The organism is Shinella lacus (genome assembly GCF_010994755.1).
In the GTDB taxonomy this organism is placed as follows: domain Bacteria; phylum Pseudomonadota; class Alphaproteobacteria; order Rhizobiales; family Rhizobiaceae; genus Shinella; species Shinella lacus.
Genome location: NZ_WHSB02000027.1, coordinates 1 through 21,440, shown reverse-complemented (window position 1 = coordinate 21,440; position 21,440 = coordinate 1). Strand labels below are relative to the sequence as shown.

Genomic DNA, 21,440 nt, shown 5'->3' with positions numbered 1-21,440 from the left:
CATGGATGATGCTGCTTCGGAGATAGCCAGATTGCGCGCCGCGCTTGCGGTATCGGAAGCGCGTGCCGCCTCCGCCGAGGCCGATCTCGCGCAGGTGCGCGCCGTCGTGACGACTTCGGAGGCGATGATCCGGCACCTCAAGCTCGAGATCGCAAAGCTGCGCCGTGAGCAGTATGGCCAGAGCTCGGAACGGCGCGCCCGGCTGATCGACCAGATGGAACTGCAGCTCGAAGAACTCGAAGCCGACGCCACCGAAGACGAGATCGCGGCTGAACGCGTGGCAGCGAAGATCACAAATGTCTCCGCCTTCGAACGCCGCCGGCCGGCCCGCAAGCCGTTTCCCGAACATCTGCTGCGCGAGCGCCTGGTCATCGAAGCTCCCACGCAATGCGCCTGCTGCGGCTCGGCCCGGATCGTGAAGATGGGCGAAGACGTCACCGAGACGCTGGAGGCGATCCCGCGCCAGTGGAAGGTGATCCAGACGGTGCGGGAGAAGTTCACCTGCCGGGACTGCGAGAAGATCAGCCAGCCACCGGCTCCCTTCCATCCGACTCCGCGTGGATGGGCAGGTCCCAACTTGCTCGCCACGATCCTGTTCGAGAAGTTCGGTCAGCATCAGCCATTGAACCGCCAGGCCGAGCGCTATGCCAGGGAAGGCGTCGATCTCAGCCTCTCTACGCTGGCCGATCAGGTCGGGGCCTGCGCGACGGCGCTGCAGCCGATCCATGACCTGATCCGTGCCCATGTTCTGGCAGCCGTTCGGCTGCATGGTGACGACACCACCGTGCCGCTTCTGGCCAGGGGTGCAACAAGGCAGGCAAGGTTATGGACCTACGTCCGCGATGATCGTCCCTTTGCGGGCGGCGCGCCGCCGGCGGCGCTCTTCCACTTTTCTCCGGACCGGGAGAAGACCCATCCCAACACGCATCTTGCCGGATGGCACGGCATACTGCAGGCGGATGCCTATGGTGGCTACAACGATCTCTATCGTGCGGGTCGCCGCCCCGAACCGGTCAAGAGCGCGCTCTGCTGGAGCCATGCACGGCGCAAGTTCTTCGAACTGGCCGATATCGCCGGCAACGTGCGCAAGGGCAAACCTGCCCACGAGATATCGCCTGTCGCGCTCGAGGCCGTCGCCCGCATCGACGCGCTCTTCGATATCGAGCGAGGCATAAACGGGAAGTCCGCCGAGGAAAGACTGGTAGCGAGGCGGCAACATGCGCGTACGATCGCCGAGGAACTGCACGACTGGCTCATGGCCCAGCGTTCCCAGATGTCGAAGCACAATCCCGTCGCCAAGGCGATCAACTACATGTTCGAGAAGGACGGGCGCTGGGAAGCCTTCACCCGGTTCCTCGACGATGGCAGGCTCTGCATGTCGAACAATGCGGCCGAGCGCGCCCTGCGCGGGATAGCTCTCGGAAGAAAGGCGTGGCTATTCGCCGGCTCCCAGCGCGGCGGCGAGCGTGCTGCCTTCATGTATTCCCTGATCGTCACGGCCAAGATGAACGACATCGATCCGCAGGCCTGGCTGGCGGACGTGCTCGCTCGCATGCCTGGCATCCCCGTGTCGCGGCTGCCGGAACTGTTGCCGTGGAACTGGTCTTCCGCAGGCCACGTCCACCAGAAAGCAGCCTGATGGCGCGCCCGACGCATGTCTACACGATCGACTATGTCGCCTCGCTGATCGGCGAGAACATTGAACTTCTCCAGAAAATCGCCAACAATTCCGACAACATCGACTACGGCGAGATGATCCATGTCCATGACGGCAGCGAAGAGGGCATCACCACCTTCACGGACCGGGGGATCGAAAGCTTGCAGGAATTCCTCGCCGATATCCGCACCTGGGACGGAGGTGTGCGGCAGTTCCTTATCGACGAGCAATGTGATCCGGAAAGGATCGAACGCATCATGGCGGACCAGCCTAAATCATAAGCTCCGCGGCCTTCGCCGGATGGATACTACCCTTCTGCGCCAGGAACATGAAATTATTTCCGCCGTCCAGGAACTCGGAGTAGGCAAACGGAAAGACGGGAAGACGCCGGACGCTACGATCGGCGCCCTGAAAAATATGGGCAAGGCGTATGGTGAGCTGAGCGGAGCGGCACACGTTTCTCAGCCAGTCCTTCTCCACAGCATCATCGAGATCGAGAAAGGCGAGCTCAGAGGTCCATCCGCTTTTCCCATCTACCATCGGGAACTGGCGAGGAATCTCTATGCGCTGCACGTCTGCTACATCGTCCTAATGGCGAGGATTGCCGGTGAGGTCAACGAGGAGATTGGCCTCAGCGGGCTTTCGGAAGACGAAGAGAAGATGGTGGTCCTAGCGATGTCTACGCTGCACGAAGAGGGCCTCATCGATATCGAAGAGGCCCCGTTGGATAAACCGATCTCGGAGACCGAGAAGGCTGGTTAGACCGCCTCGTCGAAGGGCACCACTTCGCCATCTAGGTCTACGGCCACCTTCTGGCGACTGGACGTCTAATGACGATCGATGCAAAAACACCTCGCTAAACGGACAGTTCCGTATATGGGGCACTTGAACCGATCGCCCCGCTATTCCAATCACGTGGGGTTGCCGCGCTTTTCCTCAGTTCTGTCCAGACGATTGTTCGATATTTGCCACGAAACGGCGTCGAGCCCCTAACCCGGTTGGGCTTACGCCAGTAACTCAGAAAGACAGGCCACACGCTAGCGCGAATAGGTCATCCGAAGTTCCGTGCTCCCCTGCCGCTGACTGGTTGACGGCTTTCCACCAAAGGACGGAGCAAGGTCGTATTCACCAGAACCGAATCCGGCATTGCGCAATTGCTCGACCAACTCAAAGGCTTCACGGATCGTGTCGGCATCACGTTCGGCCTTAGGGTTTGCTTTCATGTGAGCTTCGAACTTGTCCATCTCTTTCGTCCTTCACATTGCCACGAAGCGTTCGCGTGTCTGCAGCGCCACGGTGACCCCAATTCCGGTCATGTGATCCTGCAGCAGTCGATAGTACGAACGGACCTTCCTGTTCAACTCTGGATTCGCACCAAAGTTCTCGATCAAGAGATTTAAATCACCTTTCAGGACGTCCATTGACAACCCGCGTCCATGCGATCGCCAGCGCTTGGTATCGTTAAGCTTCTTCGCGATCTCTGATGCGCGTGCCTCGCGCATTTTGCCGGAAACTGACTTTCGATTGGTTTCCGTCACGGCCCAAGTCTTGAACTTGTACTGCACCAGCCACTTTTTCAGAAGATCGACCGAGTGATCGCGAGCCTGCTCGAAGCGATGAATTTGAGCTGGATCAAACTTCTGAATCAGGAAAGCGAGTTCTGCCGATGACAAGCTTCCCTTGCTGGATCGCTTCATCAGCTCATCATATTTTTCCAGGTACCCCAAGGCGGGCACAAATTGGCCGTCGCGATTGCGCACCTGCGGATCGATCGGACCCAGGATCGAATAGTAATCCATGTAGATATTGTCACCAGACATCACCAGGACGGTACCGGCCGACATAGCGAAGTTGGGGACCAGGAAATTCACTTCGCCAGGATAGTGGTAGCGGAACACGTCCGCGATCCGCTCCGCCGTCTCAATCGATCCGCCATTGGTTTCGATGATGACAAGGAGCTTCTTGCGCTTATCCTGTATGTCTTCGATATAATCCCGGATCAGATCATCCATCGGCTGGCTGATCGGATGAATGCACGTGATGACATCACAGTCCAATTCGTCTTCGATGGACTTCAGCCGTCGGGTCAATTCGGACTCGACGTATTTTGTTGTATGCGTAAGCTCGTCGACTTCCACCATCGCCCCCGAATGGTCTTGATTCGACAATCATAAGATGAATTTCGGGTTTACGCTATAGTTGCGGCTGCTGCAAAATGCTCAGCACCAATGTATTTTCCCATGACGTAGCCAGAAGTGCGAGCGGCAGCCATCGGCGACCCAAACCGACGGATGAAGGGACGGAAGGCCGTCTCTATCGACCGAGAGATCCCATCGTGGCTTCACATCCTTCAGCAGCATGACCTCCAACCTACGTCCACACCGGCAGGGGCAAGTCAGGCCGGCACTCCACAACTCGCCATCCTCGCGCGCCACATATAGATTTCGTGTTGCGAAATGCACGGGAAGCTCGTCGCCTTCGATAAATTCGACCCTGCGCGGCCTCTCCGCAAAAAGACCGCGTATCCATGAGACCAGTTTCTGAAAGAATTTCATTTCACGCTCCGAGATCCGGCAGGCCGAGCAATGGCTCCCGCGCTCCTACCGCGACCTCCAAGATGCCGCCCCTTTGAAAATCGGCTTCCCCTAGATCGTCTTCGTCGCCATCCGCCAGGGCGAATATGCTTCGGGCCTGCTGCGAATTACGACCATGGCGGAACGGGAAAGCGCGCGCGATGAATTCAAGGACAGCGGCACTTGCGGCGCGCATATTAAGAGCAATGACCGACGGTGCCTCCTCGACCGCTCCTTTTATGTAGCCGTCATCCAGTTGTGAAGCGTAGGTTTCCGGAGCCACGCGGGCGAGATATTCGGCGCGCAATGACGCGGCCGTGTAGACGCCACGGTCACCCAGCGTAGAGCCGGACGGCTGGATATAGTCAACCCTGCCAATAACCTCGGCGATGGCCGCATGGCCATCGGGACGCTTTCGGGTCGGTATTGAGACCCCCATGTCAAAAAGCGGGATCATAAAGGCCTGAGCGATCCGATCTGCAATGTGTCGACCTTCCGATGAGTCGACGCAGGAGAAAATGACGTCAGCCTCAGCGGCCGCAAAGACCGCTTCGCGAGAGGCGATCGTCTGGCCGACAATCACGACCTCGATATCGGAGCGATAGCCGCGAATGGCCTTAGCAAACATGTCCACCTTGCGTGCATTGCTGCTGGCATCCGACAATGTGGAATTCAAAATTCGATTGAGATTCTTGCCTTCCACGCGATCGTAATCGATCAGGGTCATCTTCCCAAAGCCCATCCTGGCGAGTTGCTCCGCAACGATCGAGCCAGTGCCGGAAACACCAATGATGCAGGCATGTAGCTTGCCAAGCTCGCAGGTCATGTCGGCGCCAAACGCCATCGGCGCCTCGCTGCTTTCGCAACCGTTTCGCCAAAACCTCATCTCGTCGCCGACGACAGAAACTGTGTCGATTGCCATACACTGGTGCCGATCATCATAGATCCGTCCAATCACCTCTCCGTCCGGCATCATGATGGCAGAGCCGTGACCGCCTCGCGGTGAAACTCCGCCCCACCCCGCAAAGATGGACGCAATAACCTGCGCGTCGCTTTCGTTGTCGAGATCCGAAAACTGCCGAAAGCCGCCAGGATGAGAATGCAGGAGAATGACCGATAAGCCATCATCCTCGGCGACATTGATCGCATCAGCGATGAACTGGCCGGGCCAAACGAGAAGATACGGGGATCTCCGGCACTGATCGTAGGGAACAAGCGTCAAATCAACGACCATCAGCTTACGATCGCTTAGGCCTGCATCGCGGCATAGAAGAACCGCTGCGGCCTCAAGACCGTCGCCAGGGAAGAGATGTGAATGGAGCTGCCGATGCTGCCCCCCCGTCATCGTCAGCAGCGTGCGCGGATGGAATGTCATACTTCGACCTCACGCAACAGCGCGGCCTCGACCAGAGCGAGATGGGTGATGACGTTGTCCAGGCCAGGCCGCCACGGTGCGATGGCGCCGCGGTGACGAGACCAGCGCTGAAACCCCCTCCCCTCGATCGCTTCGGTTACTTGCGTCTGCGGTATGGCAACTCCGTCCTGTCGGTTCAGCTGCGGATAACAGTAAAACATGTCAAGTTCCGCGGTGGGATAGCTACTCGGAATCTCGATCGCGACAGACGTCGATGCGACGGTATAACCGGCCGGCAATTCCATCCCGTGGAGCAACAGCCACCGTCTGGCGCCATCAACGATTGTTTCCCAATGGAATCCCCGTGCCGTCAGCCCCTCCTTGTCGACCGGTAGCAGTCGAAACTGCCGGCGCGACTGAGGAAGTTCACCATTGTTGATCTCGCGCGGTGTCAGCCGGAGCTTCTCAATCCCGGGCGAGCGCAGGTCGATCGTGTCGTCGACGGTGACTTGACGTTTTCCGTCACGCGACTTGAGAACAATGATCCAGCCTTGGTCAGGGTTGAAGCCCGCCTTTGTCAGCGCATCGCGGACAACGACATCGGGCCTGTCGAACTTAATCGTTACACCCTGGACGTTGAGTTCCCACTCTGCGTGGCGCGAATAAACGCTCTCGACGCCGACTTCAGCCAGCGATAGGCTTCCACCGACTTCGAGGGGTCGATCGGGCTCGGCCTCATGACGCACATAAAGAAGCTCGGTTTCCGGGATTTTACCAAGGATCCGCAGCGCCGGTTCTGAGATGCTGCGGTCCGGCCAACTCAATGACCGATCATTGAGGAACAGGCGATACAACCGGTCGGCTTTCGCTACGATGAACTTTGCCGCAACGTCGGAGTCGAGGCTGACGACCTCGTCAGATCGGACCTCCTCGATATCGCCATCCGCCATCCACTGTAGGACGACATACTCGTCACGCGGTGAGACATCGCAATATCCTAGGATCTGGCGACCCGTTGGTGAGCGGTCGGCCACGCTTACCGGCCGAAACGCCAGATCGGTACCAGCTACCTCGATAAAGAGGCCCTTTGTTTTCGCTATCGTAAGTTCGGCGCTCATTTGGGCCTCCTATTTCAGATGTAGATTTCAATTGCATTCTTGCAATCACAATGCCAATATGGCGAAAGAAAACGAAATTGCAAGAGTGAAATTCAATGTCGAAGTCAGAATTTAGAGGCGGTGCGTTCTATCAGGCCCTCGACAGCGCTCGCGCTTCACGGCAACTGAACTGGAAACAGGTCGCCGAACAGTCCGGTGTCAGCGCATCGACATTGACGCGCATGGCTCAAGGCAAACGCCCTGATGTCGACAGCCTGACTGCGCTGGTTCGCTGGGCGGGGTTGAGTGCAGATACATTCGTTAGAGAACCATCAGAGATGGCATACGAAGCTGAACCCCTCTCCAAAATTACTGCTGTGCTTCAGTCTGATCCGAGTTTGCCTGATGATGGCCGTGATGCGATGATAGATATGATCACCGCCGCTTACACGCGGCTCCGAAAGAATAGCGATCGGAAGTAGGAACAGGAGTGGAAAATGAACGAAGCTGAAAGACAAGCGATCCGCGCCATGTTGAAGCGCCGGTCCGACGAAAAAACACAGACGCAGGAAATGGCAAGGCAATGGCTCATCGACGAGGGTCTCTACGATGGCGACGGCGAGCTAAAACCGCAGTATGGCGGCCAGCCCGAGAAGCACGAGAAGCGTGGCCAGAAGTGACGTCATTCCATACGAGCTTCGTACTGGGTTTCCATGGTTGCGATGGGCAAACAGCAGACGCTCTCTTGCAGGGCGGGCCATTTCGGCAAAGCACTGAGGATTTCGACTGGCTGGGATCCGGCGCCTATTTCTGGGAAGGCGATCCCGGGAGAGCGCTGGAATGGGCGCAAGAAAAAGTCAAACGTGGGTCGTATAAAAGTGCTGCGGTTGTCGGCGCAGTCATCGATCTTGGAAACTGTCTGGATCTTACGGTGCGTGAGAATCTTGATCTCCTCGCCGATGCGTATCGCAGCTTTGAAGCAGCGAGAGCGAAGGCGAAGTTAACCCTTCCGGAAAATAAGGATATTCGCGGAGCCAAGGTTGGAGACAAGCTTCTAAGGTACCTCGACTGCGCCGTAATCAAGCACTTGCATGAAAACATAGAAGACGAAGTCCGGTATGCACAAGCCACGGGTGCAGCGCCCGCTATCCTTCCCTTCGACACCGTACGGGGTCTCTTCGTCGAAGGGGACAACGTTTATCCGGGTGGTGGATTCTACCAAAAAACCCACACGCAAATCGCCGTTCGCTCAGAGACGAGCATCATCGGCGTCTTTCGTCCCCGGAATCGCTAGGCCGCTTCGGGGCAGCTCTTCCCTTTTTCAAGATTTCTGACAGACGCAAAGCAAACGCGTCGGACACCTGGCGCACGATCTCGTCTGCAGACTCGCCTTCAATATACGATCTCAGATCGTCATCGTCTGTACGCGGTTGATTGATTGAGCGTCGGATTCGGTGATTGTCCATGAGTCAATTCCTCATCTGCTGCGCTTGGGATCATATCTGGGATTGAGGGCGATATCGAAGTAATGCTTACGGCGAACCCAGATAAAGCCTTCGTTCTGGGTCAAGATTGCCACATCGATGGGGCCGCCAACCGTCTCAAGATCGTTTGAATAACGGCGCTTGCGTGACGTAAGTTCCACCAACGAGTAAGCGACCTCGCCGAGCTCCTTCTTGGAGAGGTGGTTTACAACGGAGAGCAGGTCGTCTGAATTCTTCTTCTTCAGCCGATCCAGACCGTCGCGGAACTCCTCGGCGACGGCTGCCTTGATGAGGTCTGCCTTTCCGTTGCGGAATGCACGCTTGTTTTGGTCGACAATCTGACCGACCATGCTCAGACAAAGGTTTTCAAGCGCCGCCTCGAACTCCCCATCGATACCCTGCATGAACCTCTCGGGCATATCCTGTTGGGCAAACGGAACGATTGCCGCGGTTTCTCCCCTTCGATCGATATCGATCAGATTGGTGGCAAGGACGCGGAACTGGTTGAAGTAGACGCCATCGATCTCGACGGAACTGAGCGTGGGAAACAGCTCCTCGGCCCCAAAGCCGGTGAACACCAGCCCGGTGAACGCTGCAGACTTCTGGTTGGACTTGATGACGGCAAACATCATATCGCACAGGGCCGTCTCGATATCCGGCGAGATTTCGAGCTTGGTGCCCTTGGCCACGTCAATCACCGCTGCACCGTAAATCTCCCGAAACTGCTCCGGTTTTACATCCGTCAGAAAGTCTTTGAGCGGCGACTGCTCTGCCTCCGCTTTGCGAAGACCGCATTGCCTCACGATGAAGTCCTGAACGGATTCCCGGGACTTCCGGCTGCGCTTCCCCATGGAAGAAAGCACGTGGGTCAGCACCTGTGACTTTATCTCCTTGACCTCGCGCAGAACCATCCCGCGAAAGTGGTCAAGTTCGTCCTCTTGGCCGCGCTTGAACGAAAGAAGGTATTTTTCGAACTCAGGCCAAACCTGGACCAGAGATTTGAAGGTATTTGTCGTAAGCTTTTCGCGATACTCTCTGATGATGACTTCAAGCGGCGTGTTCATAAACTGCGCGTTATTGTAGATCATCAGCGCGATCGGTTGATAGCGCGAAAACTCGAAAATCTTTTCGGCAGAATCGTAGGTCTTGTGCCGGCGACCATCGCTCAACGTGACGACGCTATCCGCGGCGAGGGCCACCGCGGTTCGGTTCAGTATCGCAATCTCGGCAGTCATGGCTCAACGACACTGATGAGATAGCTCATTTTCGACCCTTGGGTTGCACGTGTCTTGACCATCGCGAATATCATCGGAACAGGCAAGCCTCGATTCGCCTGCACACAACCTTTTGGGCTGGCCACAGGGCTTCTTTTATAGATCAAAGCCAGCACGAAACTTACGCGACCTCCGAAACCCTATTGGGCCTGAAAAATGACGTTGGGGCAGTAGCCAATCACTACGCCAGCAGTTGCTACGCCCTTTGTCGGGAAAAGGACATGCCTCGCTGCGATCGCGCCTCACATGATCCCCCATGCTCGAAACCTCCCCCTCCCTGTCATCTCGCGCAAGCCGAGCTCCGTCACGATCCGCCGCGCCGCCTGCGGCGTGACCCCAAGCGTTTTCGTGACCGTGCCGGCATGAAGGAGCGGCGTCGCTATGACGAGATCGACGAGTTCCGGCAGTTTTGAAGACGTTCGTCTTCCCGACAGTTTGCGCTCCATCATTTTTCGCGCGAGCACCAGGCGGTCATGTTCCTTGAGCCCGATCTCGGCGGCCGCAATCAGCCCGTCGGCAATGGCCAGCAGCCGGACCTCGCGGCTCCGATGCCGGCGCCGGTCGATGGGAATGGTTTTCAGGCCGAGGTTGATGGCGGCGAGATGCGCGCCGGTGGTGATCCCGGCCTGGCGCAGGATCGAGGCTGCGAGGTGCCGTCCAAGTCAGGGCGCGTGCTGCAGCACCTCGAGCGTGTTCCAGGCATCGAGGGCGACAACAGCCTGCAGCACAGGCGGCAAGTAATCCGCCTGGCGAAGCACGGTGCGCCACTCTTCCCGCCGCGCATCCTCGTCCCAGTCGGGACCGTAGACGAGTGGACACGATCCCGCGACTGGCTTATTGGCGCGGCCGCTCTCTTCAACACGGCTTCCGAGCGCGCCAGCACCACATCGATGGCGGCCAGCTCGGCGTCGAGCGCGCCGGTATCGTTATTGCCGTCTTCCCTCTCCCCTTCCCCGGCCGCATCGACGTGCACGGCGGTGCTTTCACGCTGGAGGCCACCCTCTTCACCAAAAGATGCTGCAGGCCATGCATGCCCGCGCAGGCTGCGGAGACCGTCCGGGGTGAGAGCCCAGCCGGGTGTCTGCGCCGCGATCCGCCGGCGGGTGCGCAAGACGTCGCGGGCGATAGTCAGCTCATGAGTCGGTGTGCGGATGTCGTGGCTGGCATCGTGCAGGACGAGGCCCTCGAGATGGACGAGTTCGCCGTCGATCCACAGCGAGGCGCAGGCATCGGCGAAGTGGGAACGCCGGATGAATATACGAGGAGCGACAGACCGAGCGGGTGTTGACGAGTTTCGAAGCGACCGCATCAATCGCCTCGTTAAGTTGGCGAGCAAGGTCGCGCTTGGACGCTGCGACCTCAAGCGAAGCAAGGGCTTCAACCGCCATGCAGGTGGCACCCCATGTTCGGAATTGCTTTGAACTGAAGTCCTCGCCGGTGATTTCGCGGATATATGAATTTACGTCGTGCGAAGAGATCGGTCTGCATCCGCCCTCATCGCAAACATATTGAAAGAGGTGTTGGCCGGGCAGCTCCTGGAGCTTTCGGACGACGTTGGCAATGCGACGATCGCTGTGAGCCAGGTTCCATTCCTTGCCCGACTTCCCCTTAAAGCGGAATTTAAGGCTCCCACCATCGACCTTCACATGGCGATTGCGCAAGGTCGTCAGTCCATATGACTTATTCGCCTCGGCATACGCGGCGTTACCGACGCGGATGTACAGGTTGTCGAGCATCCACACTACGGTAGCCAAGGCTTTATTCATTGTCAGGCCGCGAGAGCGTAAATCGATCTCAACCCGCTCACGCAGATCTGGCAGGCAATCGGCGAAGTCGGTGAGCCGTTCGAACTTGGCTTTTCCACGATGCGCGTGCCAGTCGGAATGGTAACGATACTGGCGACGGCCCCGTGCATCTTTGCCGATTGCCTGGAGATGGGAAACGGGTTGGTTGAAATGATGACATCGGTGTAGGCTGGCGGTATCGCTAAGGCGTTCAATCGAGAAATCTCGGCAGCTTCCGTGATCCGTCGCCCGTCCGGTCGGTAGTACATGAAGCCTCTGGCGCCCACCTTACGGGTGATGCCGGTCTCTAATCCAGGAACGTACACTAAGCCTGATGCCAGCTTAGCTTCCACGGCGATCGTGTCGATTTCAGTAAGGGTCTGGTTCATTTCGCCATAACTCCCGGAGATTTATGCTGTTCCTTCACAGCAGCTTAATCTCTGCGATCACTGTCATTCTCGCTGCGGCGATCTGCTATCGCTTCAGATGGAAATCGACCAGCGTCAGCGCGTTTTCGATCGCTGCCCCGGAGGCGGTATTGTCGAACACGCACCAGCCATCCGCCGCCAACAGGTCTGAGAACGGCCTGATCTCCTCATCAGTGTAGCTCGAGTAATAGATTTTCGGCTTGCCGTGGAGACGAACGTATTTTGGCGGTGTGTCGAAATCCTCCGTCGGCCACACCAGCGCCGGATCGGCAAGAACCCTATTGATCGCGTAGCTCTTCAGCAGATCCCGTGCCTCGGCCGACGCCCAGCTCTTGTGACGTACCTCGATCACGATCGGTCCGTCATCGGCATTCCGTACTGTATTGAACGCGCTGTCGAGCGCGTCCGCGTCGAAGGCCAGTGACGGCGGCAGCTGGCAGAGCAGCGGTCCTCGCTTCTCTCCAAGCGGCGTAATATCTTCAAGGAAGGTGCCAATCGGCTCGGCGATGTCTTTCATCGCGTGGGTGTGGGTGATTTCCTTGGGGATCTTAACCGCGAACCGAAAGCTATCCGGCACGGATTGCGCCCACCGCGCGAAGGTCGATGCCTTGTGGCGACGGTAGAAGGTCGAATTGATTTCGACGCCATCGAACACCGATGCATATCGGGTGAGGCCACTTCCTTCCTGCGCAAACCGGTCGGCCACCTTTTTCGGGATGGACCAGGCCGGCGGTGGCGATGATCGGCAATCGTCTTCTCATCGACTTGCGAATGCGCAAGCGAAACGAAGGGCCGACAGCGGAGTTCCATGCGCCGATCGAGCAGACACCGGAACCATCGGCCACAAAAGAACGTTTGCAGAACGAATCTAGGAGAACCTAATAAGTGAAAACCCGAAAACCGATACCTCGTCCAACACGCAGAAAGACCCGGACGACTGGGTCAGCGGCGACGAGCCGATGACCGGCGCTCAGCGCTCTTATCTGAAGACGCTGTCGGAACAGGCGCATCAGCCCGATGCCTACGCCGAGGACCTGACCAAGGCCGAAGCGTCAAAACGGATCGACGAACTCAAGAAGTCACTGGACCTGGAGTGACCCGCAGCCGCGGGCGGCAGATCGTGTATTGCGTGGCGTGCTGGACGGAATTTTTGTGCGCTGCAGCACTTATCGGTCGTCAACCGCAAAAGGACGCACCATGTCAGACCTGAAGCTTGGTGAACCGATTCCTACAGGCATTGCCAGCATTGAACCGGTCAACATCGCAGAGGTGCAAGACGCCGGCGAGGCGGTCGTACGGCCTTTCCAAGAGACCGTACGCAGCGCCGCGGTCTCCTACTCCGATAGCCCGTTATTAGATCAGTTTCTGTTGTTCCCGATGAAGCTCGGCCTGTCGATGGTGCTGGCCTCCACAGCGATGCTCGTCAATCCAGCGCTGATGGCCAAGCGGCTTGAAACGGCCGGCATCACTCAATAAACGACGACTCGTCGTCCCTCTCGTTCTCGCCGCCTTCCGAGGCGGCGATTTCGTTTTGAACTGCGTGTCGGCTGAGCAGACCCGCATCCTCGAGCGCCTCCATATTTGGCAGACACGCAGCGTCTCTATGCCGAAAGCAGAGAGGAAGTGGGGGGGTCACGTAGGTGTATGGCGCCCCTGGCGTCGGACTACGCGGCCCGGAACCGATGAAACCCGCGCCGCGCAGATTGCCGATGGTGTCGCCACTAACTTCCTTGCCAAAAATCCTCGACAGTTCTCCGCGGGTGACCGGCTGGAAATATCCTACCGCCATCAGCACCATCGCCTCGAACTCCGACAACATCGTTGCCGCGCCGCGCGTCAGCGCCCGCGACGCGCGGATCGCGGACGCATAGGCCGAACGGCTTCGGTGTTGCCAGCCGCCGGCGACCGATACCAGTTCGTAGCGCCGATTTCGCAGTTCCTCGACAAGGTCATCGATCAGCAGATCGATGCTGCAGCCTTTTCCCACCACCCGCGCCAAAATCTCGCGGCTTGTCCGCCAACACGGCCTCGGCGAGGCCGAGCGCAATCACCTCGGCGTCCGGGCGAACGGCAGAGATCGCCGTTATCAGGTCCGCCACCGCGAAAGGTGCTGCTCGCCCGGACTGATTTGCAGAATCAGACCATGTCGGGGATCGAGGCAAGGCTGTCGGTCCACGTCATCCCCAGCAGTTGGGCGACTTCCCTAACGAAGGGTGTGGTGATCCCCGATCGGCGCGCCAGCATTCTTGTGGCCGAAAACAGCTTTCCGGCCGGTCCAGGGTCGTCGCCCGGTGCCGTCAGCAAAACCGCGTCACGGATGGCAGTCCCTTCTTGATTGCGACCAAGCATTCTGGCGGCGACATTAGCCGATTTGAGGGCAAGGCGATCGCGCCAGCAGCCGAGCCATGCTGGGTCGACGCGGGTCAGATCGTTCAGTGATTTCAGAGCGATACCAGCGGCGAAGGCGGCGTCGGTTTCGGTTTCGTTGATGTCGCGACTACGGCGCAGCGCCCAGCCTGGCAGGCGGGGCGACCATGCGGGGGGGGGGGGGGGGTGTCGGGGCGAAGGGCGCGAGCGCATCCATGCGCCGCAGTGTAAGCTAGATGCGCGGTTTTAGCTAGCAAATTCTGTTAAACCGCACAACCAGTCTTCATATTATAATGTCCGATAATCTTGCACTATCAATCAGATAGAGAGGCGACACCTGACCTCTCCTACCCATTCGGCATCATTTTCGCCCATTGCCGAAGCGTACAACTGGCCGAGCCGTTCAGGCAATAGAGTGCTCCTGACCGTCAGACGAACGTCCCGGTCGGTGCATGAGGCGCAACCCCGCATCTATCCCAGCTCCCCAACCTTGCAAACGACGTTTTGGGAAGTAATGGGGAGAACAGACAGACTATTTGGAACATCGTTTGCGTTAACGCGGACAAGATGAGCGTTGTGCTTCGCTTCCGTGACGGTCAGCGGGCAACATCATCCCTGCCCCTCGGCGGCAGAAGGGCCTCTATCGAGATGGCGCTTGATGCGGAAGGGCGGCAACGCGCTGGTGTACTTGTCGGCCAGTGCATCGAACACGACCTCGCTCTCACGTCGATCGAAGCCCTGGAGCACGAGTTGCGCGACGATCTCGTCGCAGAGGCGATCAAGGAACGCGGTGCGATTGCGTCTGCCCTCGGCGGTCACGATCATCTGCCAGAGCAACGTACGAGCGATATCGTCCCTGCTCGGCCGCCGGCACTCACGAGCGGTCTCCCTGACCTTCTGCTGCCGGACGCGCTGCTCGGCATTTCTCTGCTTCTTTGATTTCCTGGCCATCTGTCGCCTCCTGTTGGAAGCCAAAGCGTGGCTGACCGCGATGCAAGCGACAAACGCGGTTTGCAAGACCGCCCCCTCGCCCGCAAACGCCGTTTCCTGCAAACGCCGTTTGCAACGGAATCGCGGTTTCGCAGTCCCGCAACGCGGGTTCTTTGTCAGGAATCGCGCGAGGGTAAATTGAGATGATGCGTCTTAATGTGTCTGCAATGCAAACCACAGCGCCTCCACATCTTAAAGATGCAGTTAGACGTACGGGCATTGCACGACACTGTGTCTGGACACGTATCCACGCTGCGGGGAAGGTTTTTCAAGTCGCCCCACCATTGGCGTGGTCGATCATGTCGCGCAGTTCGGCGCCCGACAGGATGCCGACCGTATTGAGCCTCTCGGCAATCGCGACATGAAGCTCACGGTGCTCTTTGATGATCGCTCGGGCGATGGCTTCTGCGGCAAGAAGACGTGCATTTACCGGCTCGGCAAGCTGCCGGTCGAGACCAAGCTGGTTCAGCGCCGTGCCTGATGGCCGATAAAGCAGGGGTTGATGACAGGAGAAGCCGAGCCGCGTCTCGGCGGCGAGCGCCATGTCTGTCGCGCGGGCCAGATCGCTCTCATCGGCCCCGCCGGCTCCCGCAAGCGGTTCACCGATCACGAGGACCTCTGCCGTCCGTCCCGCGAGGATCGCGGCCATCCTGTTCATCAACCAGGCCTCTGTTTCGGGCAGATGATCGTATGCCGCGGTGGCGACCATGCCGAGGCCATGCAGCCCGACGCTCGCAAGCTGCACCTCGGCAATGCCGGTCAACGCATAGACCAGCGCATGGCCCGCCTCGTGCACGCTCACCCGCCAGCGCAAATCGTCAGACATGACAGCCTCTGCGTTTCGCAAGGCGGCTTCGAGATCATTCCAGACCATCTTGCGCCCTTCACGGCGCAGATTGCGGCGCACATCCCGAACCAGCCGTTCGATATCGGCGCCGGTCCGGCCCAGCGCCAGCAGCGCAAGCGGACGCAAACTGTCGAGGGATGAAGAATGAGCGGTAGCATCAGTCATGGCGGGGTCCTTTGTCGGCTTGAGGCTTGAAGGAAGGCTTGCGCCTCAGGAGCGGTTTGCCGTCTCTGGCGGGTGGTGGACGAAGACGCCGCACTGTGGTTGTCCCCGGCGCGGACGCGAGCACCGCTTCGAGGTCAGACCCCAGATGATGGCCCAGGATGCCGATCAGGGTTTTCATATCGGGCATCGGAATGCGGATATGGGTTTCCAGCCGCCCCGAGCGCAGCAACGCGGGATCGATCTTTTCGGGGAAGTTGGTTGCCCCGACGACGATGACACCCTCTGACTTCGACGCACCATCCAGCAGTTCCAGCATGCGATTGATCAGCGATATCCAGTAGTCGTCGTGGCTTCGGCTACCTGCCGCCTGCCGCTTGCCGATATTGTCGAGCTCGTCGATGAACAGGATTGCCGGCGCGTTCTGCGCGGCAAAGGCAAACGCCGCGGACATGCGCTTCAACACGTCACCGAGAAAGCCGGGTTCCAGCCAGTTTGCGACGGAAGTCACCAGCAGTGGAACTTGCAACGTGTTGCACAGCGCACGGGCGAACGTCGTCTTGCCGGTCCCGGGCGGACCGGACAACAGGAGCTTCGTGCTCATTTCGTCCCAGCGAAGTTCGCCATTCCGCCAGAGCGAGAGATCGGCTTTGAGATCCAGCGCCCAGTCGCGCGCCGGGCCGTAGCCGGCGAGCCCCTCGACCGACAGCAGGCGATCTTCTGACGCCGGAGTTTCTGCCGTTGTGTCCACGCTTGCGTCGCCATCAGCCACGGCCACCGGTTCGATCACCTCGACGCCTGCGCCTTGCGACCTTTTGGTCTCGCCAGCCCGCCGCTTGCCCGATCGCTGCTTTCGACCGCTGGCGTTCTGATCGTCCTTCTCGTCGCCCTCTTCGTGCTTTGCGGAATGCCCGGCAAGCATCGCCAGGATCGACAACGTCGCCTGTGCGCTTCGCCGGGGTCGAACGGCAAGGGCGATATCGTCGAGCGTCAGGCCGTCCGGCTCGAAGACTCTGTCGTCCATGAGGACAAGGCTTTCTTTCGGAGGAGTGCCGGCACACACATGCAGCAGTTCCGCGATCATCGCCCGGTCGAACCCGGTGCACTCCAGAACGTAATCCGCGGTTTCAGTCACGACAGGCGTCAGGGCGCCGACGGTTTCATCGACAAGGACGATTGGCGCAGGCTCGCTGAGGGCATGTCGCAACTGCCGGCGAACGATGCTGTCATCCTCACTGTCGACGGCGATCCCCGACAGCGTTTTCAGCCTGCGTTTGCCTGGAACCGCATGCTGATGCGGGTAACGGCCGGACAGCGGGCTTGAGCGCAACACGTCCTCCAGCACCATCCCGAACGGCAGGACCAGCCCATCCTCCAGCATCGTTGCGAGGCACAGCTCAAAGCGCTTTACAGGCGCTTTCAGCAAGACGAATGGCGCCGTAGCGCGCAGCACCTCGCTCAGCGAACCGGTATTGGACAGACTGGTGCCGACGGCGCGCGCGACCAGAAGTGCGACGGCCGCATGAACCGCGCTCGGTCGCGGCAGGTGTTCACGCAGCAGCGAGGCGAGGTAAGGAAAGTCGATATCGGCTCCGGTGCCCGACCCAACGGCCGCTTTGACGGCCCGGACATTCCTGCGCGTCGCCTTGTGCTGCCCGTCCGATGCCGGTTCTGTCAGGCGGTCGAAAGCGAGAGGGTCGTCGGACGCATTGCCGGACGCGGTGGAGGTGCCAGGCTCCGTATTGCTGTCCTGAAGCGCGCGGTTCGCGCGCATCAGGCGCTCGACGATTTTACGATCCTGCCGGGGATTGCCCGTCAGGACATGCCGCGCGTGCTCGGTGACCGTCCAGACCCTGCCGGATTGAGCACCGCGACCGATGAACGCCGCTGTCAGCAGTCTCGTGCCGGCCGCCTGTTCGTAAAGCGTCAGCACCGCGTGACGGCGAAGGCGTTTCAGGAGATAGCGCGTGATGCGATCCGTCAGCGTTTCCATTATGCGTTCTCCCCATTCAGAGGCGCACACAACCGACGGTTTCCCGTCAGCCAGTCGCGCACCATGCGGCAGGTCGGATCGCCTTGGTTGCAGAGCTCAAGCAGCCACATGCGCAGCTGCGGCGGCAGGCTATCGAGACGAACACCCTTGCGGCGCGCGAAGCGGATCGAGGCGCGCACGACCGCGTCGACGTGCACCGCGTGATCGTCAGACAGTGCATGATGCTCGCCGACGGAAACGGTGGCGGCAAATTCGAGTACCCGCTCGTGCAAAGACGGCGCCTTCATCGCCGGCAGGGTTCGCGCGATCGGGAAGGAAATGACATTGGAAGTCGATAGCGTCATGGCAGACGTCTCCTCATCGCCTGTCCGGGGACGAGGCGCAAAACAGTTCAGCAATGGAAGAAGGAACGGTCGACGCCGCTACGGCCCACCCGCCCGCGGCGCTCGCGCAAAGCCTATCGACACAGGAAGCCGTGAGACGCGGGGGCTGTCCGATCCGCAGATATCGTCTTCATCGCAATGAAGCGGCGGTGTTTTCCCGGTTCTGCCGCCGGCATTCATTGCAGGGCCGGCATCCCGTCGGCTGGAGAGCGCTGCCGACCAGTTCTCCTCGACCCGGCGCTGGAAGAGCTCGCGCAGCTGCGCCATCGCCGCGCCCGCGCCGGTGACCTCGAGAAGATGGTCGAGATGAGAGAGTGGCCAGACGCCGCCGTCGATGTCGGCGCGCTGGTTTTGCGCATTGAGAATGACAACTCGGACCTCCTTCGCACGAAGCCGGCGATGCTCTTTATAGAGCAGGTCCGGAACGACCAGTGCCGCCGCCAGCATCCTGTGCTTCAGTTCCGCAATGCGTGACAGCTCATAGGAACCGAGGCTGCGCTTGACGTCGATAAGATGGGCGACCTCGGTTCGCCTGTTCAGGACCAGCAGATCCGGCGTATAGGTCTTGCGCCCGCCGCTGTCCGCATCCAGGCTGAGCGAGCGATAAAGAGCCGGGTCGTTCATTTCGACCAGTTCTGTCGCGGCCTTGGTGACCGGCAGCCGAAGGTTCTGCGTCAGAACGATGAGGTCCGGATTGCAGCCCGCAAGAACGCTGATACCGCGTTCCAGCAATTTGCCTTCGGCCGACGGCACGGCGCGCAGGACAGTGCTCACCTCCGCCATGCCGGTATCCAGCGCGCGGCCGAGCATGTCACGAGACAGACTTGCCGAGGCGATCTCGTCGACGAGGGTTTTGAGGGCCGGCAGCAGGACCGATTGGTCGGCGGAATGCGGGTAGGCAGGCGCCATTGCGTCGATGTTGGTGTTCAAATTCATAATTTTTCTCCTCTCGAAGGATCAGGACCGTCGGGGCCGCAACGGCGGACACAGGTCCGCACATGCGGAAGCGATTTCCGCAGCGGGCTTCGCAGGACCGATGATCGGTCACCGGATGCGGTTAGTCGCAGACGCGCGACGTCGACAGAAGACGGCGGGTTTCGGCGGGAGAGGAGCGAGAAGATGCTTCCACCCGGGAAGCGAAGCGGATATGGGTCAACATAGCCCAAGGCCTTTCGTAGCAAGGTTGCGGGTCAGGCCCTCGTTCGGTGTACCACCACCGGCGGGGGCCGCTAAGTGACTGCGGATGTTTCAGTTTCTGCAGGCACTGTCGACATAGCCCGGAGATTCATGTCCGGCAAGCGATCGGAACACATCCGGAACAAAGAGAGCTCCGGCATGGTTAACGGGGCACGCGGCAAAACGCCCGGCAGGTTATGGCCAGGCTATCGCCCCGCCGCAGCTGGGCATTGCTGTATAGCCTGAACACCGTGGGCACAGATTGGATCCGGTACGCGTCAACGACGTTTGCCCCTTGGGGAAGAGGCGCTCGATCTCACGAGACCGCCGAAGGCGCGGTTGAGCATGGCAAGAACCTTTTCCTCCGCCTTCCTTTGCCGCTCCTCTTCCTCGGGAGACAAAGCAGCGTCGATCGCCGCCTTATGCTTCGCGGTCACGCCGGTCATGACCCTGGCTTCGGGAGCCGATAGCACCCGTCCCGCTTCGAGCGCCGACACCACCCGCTCGATCGCCTGATCGTCGGCATAGGCGATCACAAAGAGAACCGCGGGTGTCACCGACACCTGCTCCAGCCGACCCCTATAATCGGAAAGGCGCTGATGAACCGCGACATAGCTCAGACCCGTGGCTGGACTGACGCCGCAGGCCGACCTGATCCAAGGTCCGAACGCCCTGCGCGCGAGGATCGATTTGACGCGCGCCAGGCAGTTGCCGAGTTCGAAGACGTCAGCCACGCTGCGCCGCCCGAGCGTCCGGCCTCGTTCGCGTAGCCCCAGCAGTTCGCGATCACGGTCCTGGTGGCTCGGGGCGGCCGTCTTGGCCGCATGCTCTGCCGCCTTATGCGTGTGTTTCGTCATAGTGTCCTTGTCTCCATTTGCATCCGGCCTCTTTCTCGACCGTGAAGACTATGGTGGCATGGATTTTCGCAAAGCGTTACAACCGACATTGTTAATACTTTGTATTTGCGTAATAAATTGCGTATTAAGCGCGGTTTTTCCATCACCGCCGGTCAAATTTCTCAATGAATCCAAGGAGGCAAAATTTCTTATTTCGCATTTTATGCAATCATCTCCTAATGCAATTTATAGTATCGCCACTTGCGGATTTCTCATGGAGCCGAAGACCTGCGATCACCACCAGCCACGTCGCGGCCCACGGGTTAAAACCATCGCTTTCGCACATCATCGCCATCGGGCCGACGACCGCGACGTTCAGGTTTTTTGCTTTTCACCGTTGACGCGCTGCGATTTCCGACGTCCAATTTTAGAAAGACACGCCGCACAAGCTGGGCTTCATCAAGAGATCGATACGCATGTACCACCAATCCGATATGGCATCATCCCGCGCCTCGTTCCCTCTCCAGTCCCTGCCCATGGGATTTTCCCGACTTTTAAGGTCGGGCAATCCCCGCGGCTCACCCGGCCGGCCGCGCAGAACGGAAGGAACAAGACATGTCTAACAGGCTCTTCATCGAGCGCACGAAGTTCACGACGCTGGACAAGCATGGCAACGCCGTCGACGAGAGCTGGGGCTTTCGCGCTTACGACGACTTCGCAACAACATACAACAATCTTTACGATTCACTCGATGACATCATTGCGCGATCTCCAGAGGAATTGATCAGGACACTTGCGCTCGACCCGATCGCCGGCAGGTCGTTCGTCCGCTTTGCGCACGAGTGCGACAAGCCGATCTTCATCGACGATCGCCCGGTCAAGGTTCCGGAATATCTCGCCGGCATGTTGTGGAAAGATTGACCAATCGTGCTGCCGGCCGACCGATCACTCGGTCAGGCGTCGAGGAGATTACGCCTCTTCACGCCGGTTCGGTTCACGTGGAGACACTCGCCATGGCTACGACAACCGCAGACC

The 21,440-nt window shown here is 59.3% G+C and carries 23 protein-coding genes and 4 pseudogenes; 9 read left to right on the top strand and 18 right to left on the bottom strand.

Translation table 11 applies throughout. From position 1 onward, the window contains the following. The first annotated feature begins 1 nt into the window (after nt 1). The 3 genes from tnpC to GB927_RS33245 are packed head-to-tail and all read left to right on the top strand — an operon-like array spanning nt 2 to nt 2,419. Complete coding sequence (gene tnpC / locus GB927_RS33255) at nt 2-1,639, top strand: IS66 family transposase (RefSeq protein ID WP_256121439.1); 1,638 nt, start codon at nt 2-4, stop codon at nt 1,637-1,639. Next, nucleotides 1,639-1,938 (top strand): hypothetical protein, encoded by a 300-nt coding sequence (locus GB927_RS33250; RefSeq protein WP_110808511.1) that lies wholly within the window; start codon nt 1,639-1,641, stop codon nt 1,936-1,938. The genes tnpC and GB927_RS33250 overlap by 1 nt, the downstream gene beginning before the upstream one ends. Before the next feature lie 19 nt (nt 1,939-1,957). Further along, complete coding sequence (locus GB927_RS33245; RefSeq protein ID WP_256121438.1) at nt 1,958-2,419, top strand: hypothetical protein; 462 nt, start codon at nt 1,958-1,960, stop codon at nt 2,417-2,419. Nucleotides 2,420-2,694: 275 nt separating this feature from the next. On the opposite strand, the gene GB927_RS33240 is transcribed toward GB927_RS33245, so the two are convergent. The 5 genes from GB927_RS33240 to GB927_RS33220 form a co-directional block, all read right to left on the bottom strand. Then, nucleotides 2,695-2,901, bottom strand: coding sequence for a hypothetical protein (locus GB927_RS33240; RefSeq protein WP_112974504.1), 207 nt, complete (start codon nt 2,899-2,901; stop codon nt 2,695-2,697). 12 nt (nt 2,902-2,913) lie between these two features. Further along, nucleotides 2,914-3,795: an SDH family Clp fold serine proteinase gene (locus GB927_RS33235; RefSeq protein ID WP_162725512.1), complete on the bottom strand. Its 882-nt coding sequence runs from the start codon at nt 3,793-3,795 to the stop codon at nt 2,914-2,916. 81 nt (nt 3,796-3,876) lie between these two features. Continuing rightward, nucleotides 3,877-4,212, bottom strand: a complete 336-nt coding sequence (locus tag GB927_RS33230; protein WP_256121437.1) for a ubiquitination-like system serine protease family protein — start codon at nt 4,210-4,212, stop codon at nt 3,877-3,879. Between the two features lies 1 nt (nt 4,213). Beyond that, nucleotides 4,214-5,605 (bottom strand): ThiF family adenylyltransferase, encoded by a 1,392-nt coding sequence (locus tag GB927_RS33225; protein ID WP_256121436.1) that lies wholly within the window; start codon nt 5,603-5,605, stop codon nt 4,214-4,216. Beyond that, nucleotides 5,602-6,702 carry a multiubiquitin domain-containing protein gene (locus GB927_RS33220; RefSeq protein WP_256121435.1) on the bottom strand — a complete coding sequence of 367 codons (1,101 nt, stop codon included), beginning with the start codon at nt 6,700-6,702 and terminating at the stop codon, nt 5,602-5,604. The genes GB927_RS33225 and GB927_RS33220 overlap by 4 nt, the downstream gene beginning before the upstream one ends. A 95-nt stretch (nt 6,703-6,797) precedes the next feature. On the opposite strand from GB927_RS33220, the gene GB927_RS33215 reads away from it, so the two are divergent. The 3 genes from GB927_RS33215 to GB927_RS33205 are packed head-to-tail and all read left to right on the top strand — an operon-like array spanning nt 6,798 to nt 7,975. After that, entirely contained in the window at nt 6,798-7,163 is a 366-nt protein-coding gene (locus GB927_RS33215) for a helix-turn-helix domain-containing protein (protein WP_256121434.1), read from the top strand. A 15-nt stretch (nt 7,164-7,178) separates the two neighbouring features. Continuing rightward, entirely contained in the window at nt 7,179-7,361 is a 183-nt protein-coding gene (locus GB927_RS33210) for a hypothetical protein (RefSeq protein WP_256121433.1), read from the top strand. Next, nucleotides 7,358-7,975, top strand: coding sequence for a hypothetical protein (locus GB927_RS33205; RefSeq protein ID WP_256121432.1), 618 nt, complete (start codon nt 7,358-7,360; stop codon nt 7,973-7,975). Before GB927_RS33210 ends, GB927_RS33205 begins: the two co-directional genes overlap by 4 nt. A gap of 183 nt (nt 7,976-8,158) precedes the next feature. On the opposite strand, the gene GB927_RS33200 is transcribed toward GB927_RS33205, so the two are convergent. The 4 genes and pseudogenes from GB927_RS33200 to GB927_RS33185 form a co-directional block, all read right to left on the bottom strand. Further along, a complete protein-coding gene (locus GB927_RS33200; RefSeq protein ID WP_256121431.1) occupies nt 8,159-9,400 on the bottom strand; it encodes a hypothetical protein in 1,242 nt (413 codons plus the stop codon). Between the two features lie 281 nt (nt 9,401-9,681). After that, nucleotides 9,682-10,748, bottom strand: a pseudogene (locus GB927_RS33195) (RHE_PE00001 family protein). After that, a pseudogene (locus GB927_RS33190) lies at nt 10,684-11,612 on the bottom strand (DNA topoisomerase IB); the annotation flags it as partial. The pseudogenes GB927_RS33190 and GB927_RS33195, both read right to left, overlap by 65 nt. A gap of 85 nt (nt 11,613-11,697) precedes the next feature. Next, nucleotides 11,698-12,400: pseudogene (locus GB927_RS33185) on the bottom strand (DUF72 domain-containing protein). 132 nt (nt 12,401-12,532) lie between these two features. On the opposite strand from GB927_RS33185, the gene GB927_RS33180 reads away from it, so the two are divergent. Both GB927_RS33180 and GB927_RS33175 read left to right on the top strand, forming a co-directional pair. Beyond that, nucleotides 12,533-12,748 carry a DUF3072 domain-containing protein gene (locus GB927_RS33180; RefSeq protein ID WP_256121451.1) on the top strand — a complete coding sequence of 72 codons (216 nt, stop codon included), beginning with the start codon at nt 12,533-12,535 and terminating at the stop codon, nt 12,746-12,748. Nucleotides 12,749-12,848: 100 nt separating this feature from the next. Continuing rightward, nucleotides 12,849-13,127 carry a hypothetical protein gene (locus GB927_RS33175; protein WP_256121430.1) on the top strand — a complete coding sequence of 93 codons (279 nt, stop codon included), beginning with the start codon at nt 12,849-12,851 and terminating at the stop codon, nt 13,125-13,127. Here GB927_RS33175 and scpB read toward each other — a convergent pair. The 9 genes and pseudogenes from scpB to GB927_RS33135 form a co-directional block, all read right to left on the bottom strand. Continuing rightward, nucleotides 13,117-13,698, bottom strand: a pseudogene (gene scpB / locus GB927_RS33170) (SMC-Scp complex subunit ScpB). The gene GB927_RS33175 and the pseudogene scpB overlap by 11 nt on opposite strands. Then, a complete protein-coding gene (locus GB927_RS34535; RefSeq protein WP_439655550.1) occupies nt 13,601-13,813 on the bottom strand; it encodes a DUF1403 family protein in 213 nt (70 codons plus the stop codon). Before GB927_RS34535 ends, scpB begins: the two are co-directional and overlap by 98 nt. Further along, entirely contained in the window at nt 13,788-14,231 is a 444-nt protein-coding gene (locus GB927_RS33165) for a DUF1403 family protein (protein ID WP_256121429.1), read from the bottom strand. Before GB927_RS33165 ends, GB927_RS34535 begins: the two co-directional genes overlap by 26 nt. A 396-nt stretch (nt 14,232-14,627) precedes the next feature. Beyond that, on the bottom strand, nt 14,628-14,969 hold the full coding sequence (locus GB927_RS33160; protein ID WP_256121428.1) for a hypothetical protein: 342 nt from the start codon (nt 14,967-14,969) through the stop codon (nt 14,628-14,630). A 307-nt stretch (nt 14,970-15,276) separates the two neighbouring features. Then, nucleotides 15,277-16,020 carry an ATP-dependent metallopeptidase FtsH/Yme1/Tma family protein gene (locus GB927_RS33155; RefSeq protein WP_256121427.1) on the bottom strand — a complete coding sequence of 248 codons (744 nt, stop codon included), beginning with the start codon at nt 16,018-16,020 and terminating at the stop codon, nt 15,277-15,279. Then, nucleotides 16,013-18,010 (bottom strand): AAA family ATPase, encoded by a 1,998-nt coding sequence (locus tag GB927_RS33150; protein ID WP_256121426.1) that lies wholly within the window; start codon nt 18,008-18,010, stop codon nt 16,013-16,015. The genes GB927_RS33155 and GB927_RS33150 overlap by 8 nt, the downstream gene beginning before the upstream one ends. After that, nucleotides 18,010-18,354: a hypothetical protein gene (locus GB927_RS33145; RefSeq protein ID WP_256121425.1), complete on the bottom strand. Its 345-nt coding sequence runs from the start codon at nt 18,352-18,354 to the stop codon at nt 18,010-18,012. The genes GB927_RS33150 and GB927_RS33145 overlap by 1 nt, the downstream gene beginning before the upstream one ends. A 78-nt stretch (nt 18,355-18,432) precedes the next feature. Beyond that, on the bottom strand, nt 18,433-19,323 hold the full coding sequence (locus tag GB927_RS33140; protein WP_256121424.1) for a hypothetical protein: 891 nt from the start codon (nt 19,321-19,323) through the stop codon (nt 18,433-18,435). Nucleotides 19,324-19,847: 524 nt separating this feature from the next. Beyond that, on the bottom strand, nt 19,848-20,426 hold the full coding sequence (locus GB927_RS33135) for a hypothetical protein (protein WP_256121423.1): 579 nt from the start codon (nt 20,424-20,426) through the stop codon (nt 19,848-19,850). Between the two features lie 594 nt (nt 20,427-21,020). Here GB927_RS33135 and GB927_RS33130 point away from each other — a divergent pair. Next, nucleotides 21,021-21,326 (top strand): hypothetical protein, encoded by a 306-nt coding sequence (locus GB927_RS33130; RefSeq protein WP_256121422.1) that lies wholly within the window; start codon nt 21,021-21,023, stop codon nt 21,324-21,326. The last annotated feature ends 114 nt before the right edge of the window (nt 21,327-21,440 follow it).

Bases quoted from the DNA above. Each gene is read 5' to 3' on its own strand.
- tnpC (WP_256121439.1), top strand. From the start codon at position 2: ATGGATGATGCTGCTTCGGAGATAGCCAGATTGCGCGCCGCGCTTGCG.
- GB927_RS33250 (WP_110808511.1), top strand. From the start codon at position 1,639: ATGGCGCGCCCGACGCATGTCTACACGATCGACTATGTCGCCTCGCTG.
- GB927_RS33245 (WP_256121438.1), top strand. From the start codon at position 1,958: ATGGATACTACCCTTCTGCGCCAGGAACATGAAATTATTTCCGCCGTC.
- GB927_RS33240 (WP_112974504.1), bottom strand. From the start codon at position 2,901: ATGGACAAGTTCGAAGCTCACATGAAAGCAAACCCTAAGGCCGAACGT.
- GB927_RS33230 (WP_256121437.1), bottom strand. From the start codon at position 4,212: ATGAAATTCTTTCAGAAACTGGTCTCATGGATACGCGGTCTTTTTGCG.
- GB927_RS33225 (WP_256121436.1), bottom strand. From the start codon at position 5,605: ATGACATTCCATCCGCGCACGCTGCTGACGATGACGGGGGGGCAGCAT.
- GB927_RS33220 (WP_256121435.1), bottom strand. From the start codon at position 6,702: ATGAGCGCCGAACTTACGATAGCGAAAACAAAGGGCCTCTTTATCGAG.
- GB927_RS33215 (WP_256121434.1), top strand. From the start codon at position 6,798: ATGTCGAAGTCAGAATTTAGAGGCGGTGCGTTCTATCAGGCCCTCGAC.
- GB927_RS33210 (WP_256121433.1), top strand. From the start codon at position 7,179: ATGAACGAAGCTGAAAGACAAGCGATCCGCGCCATGTTGAAGCGCCGG.
- GB927_RS33200 (WP_256121431.1), bottom strand. From the start codon at position 9,400: ATGACTGCCGAGATTGCGATACTGAACCGAACCGCGGTGGCCCTCGCC.
- GB927_RS33175 (WP_256121430.1), top strand. From the start codon at position 12,849: ATGTCAGACCTGAAGCTTGGTGAACCGATTCCTACAGGCATTGCCAGC.
- GB927_RS33165 (WP_256121429.1), bottom strand. From the start codon at position 14,231: ATGCGCTCGCGCCCTTCGCCCCGACACCCCCCCCCCCCCCCCGCATGG.
- GB927_RS33160 (WP_256121428.1), bottom strand. From the start codon at position 14,969: ATGGCCAGGAAATCAAAGAAGCAGAGAAATGCCGAGCAGCGCGTCCGG.
- GB927_RS33155 (WP_256121427.1), bottom strand. From the start codon at position 16,020: ATGACTGATGCTACCGCTCATTCTTCATCCCTCGACAGTTTGCGTCCG.
- GB927_RS33150 (WP_256121426.1), bottom strand. From the start codon at position 18,010: ATGGAAACGCTGACGGATCGCATCACGCGCTATCTCCTGAAACGCCTT.
- GB927_RS33145 (WP_256121425.1), bottom strand. From the start codon at position 18,354: ATGACGCTATCGACTTCCAATGTCATTTCCTTCCCGATCGCGCGAACC.
- GB927_RS33135 (WP_256121423.1), bottom strand. From the start codon at position 20,426: ATGACGAAACACACGCATAAGGCGGCAGAGCATGCGGCCAAGACGGCC.
- GB927_RS33130 (WP_256121422.1), top strand. From the start codon at position 21,021: ATGTCTAACAGGCTCTTCATCGAGCGCACGAAGTTCACGACGCTGGAC.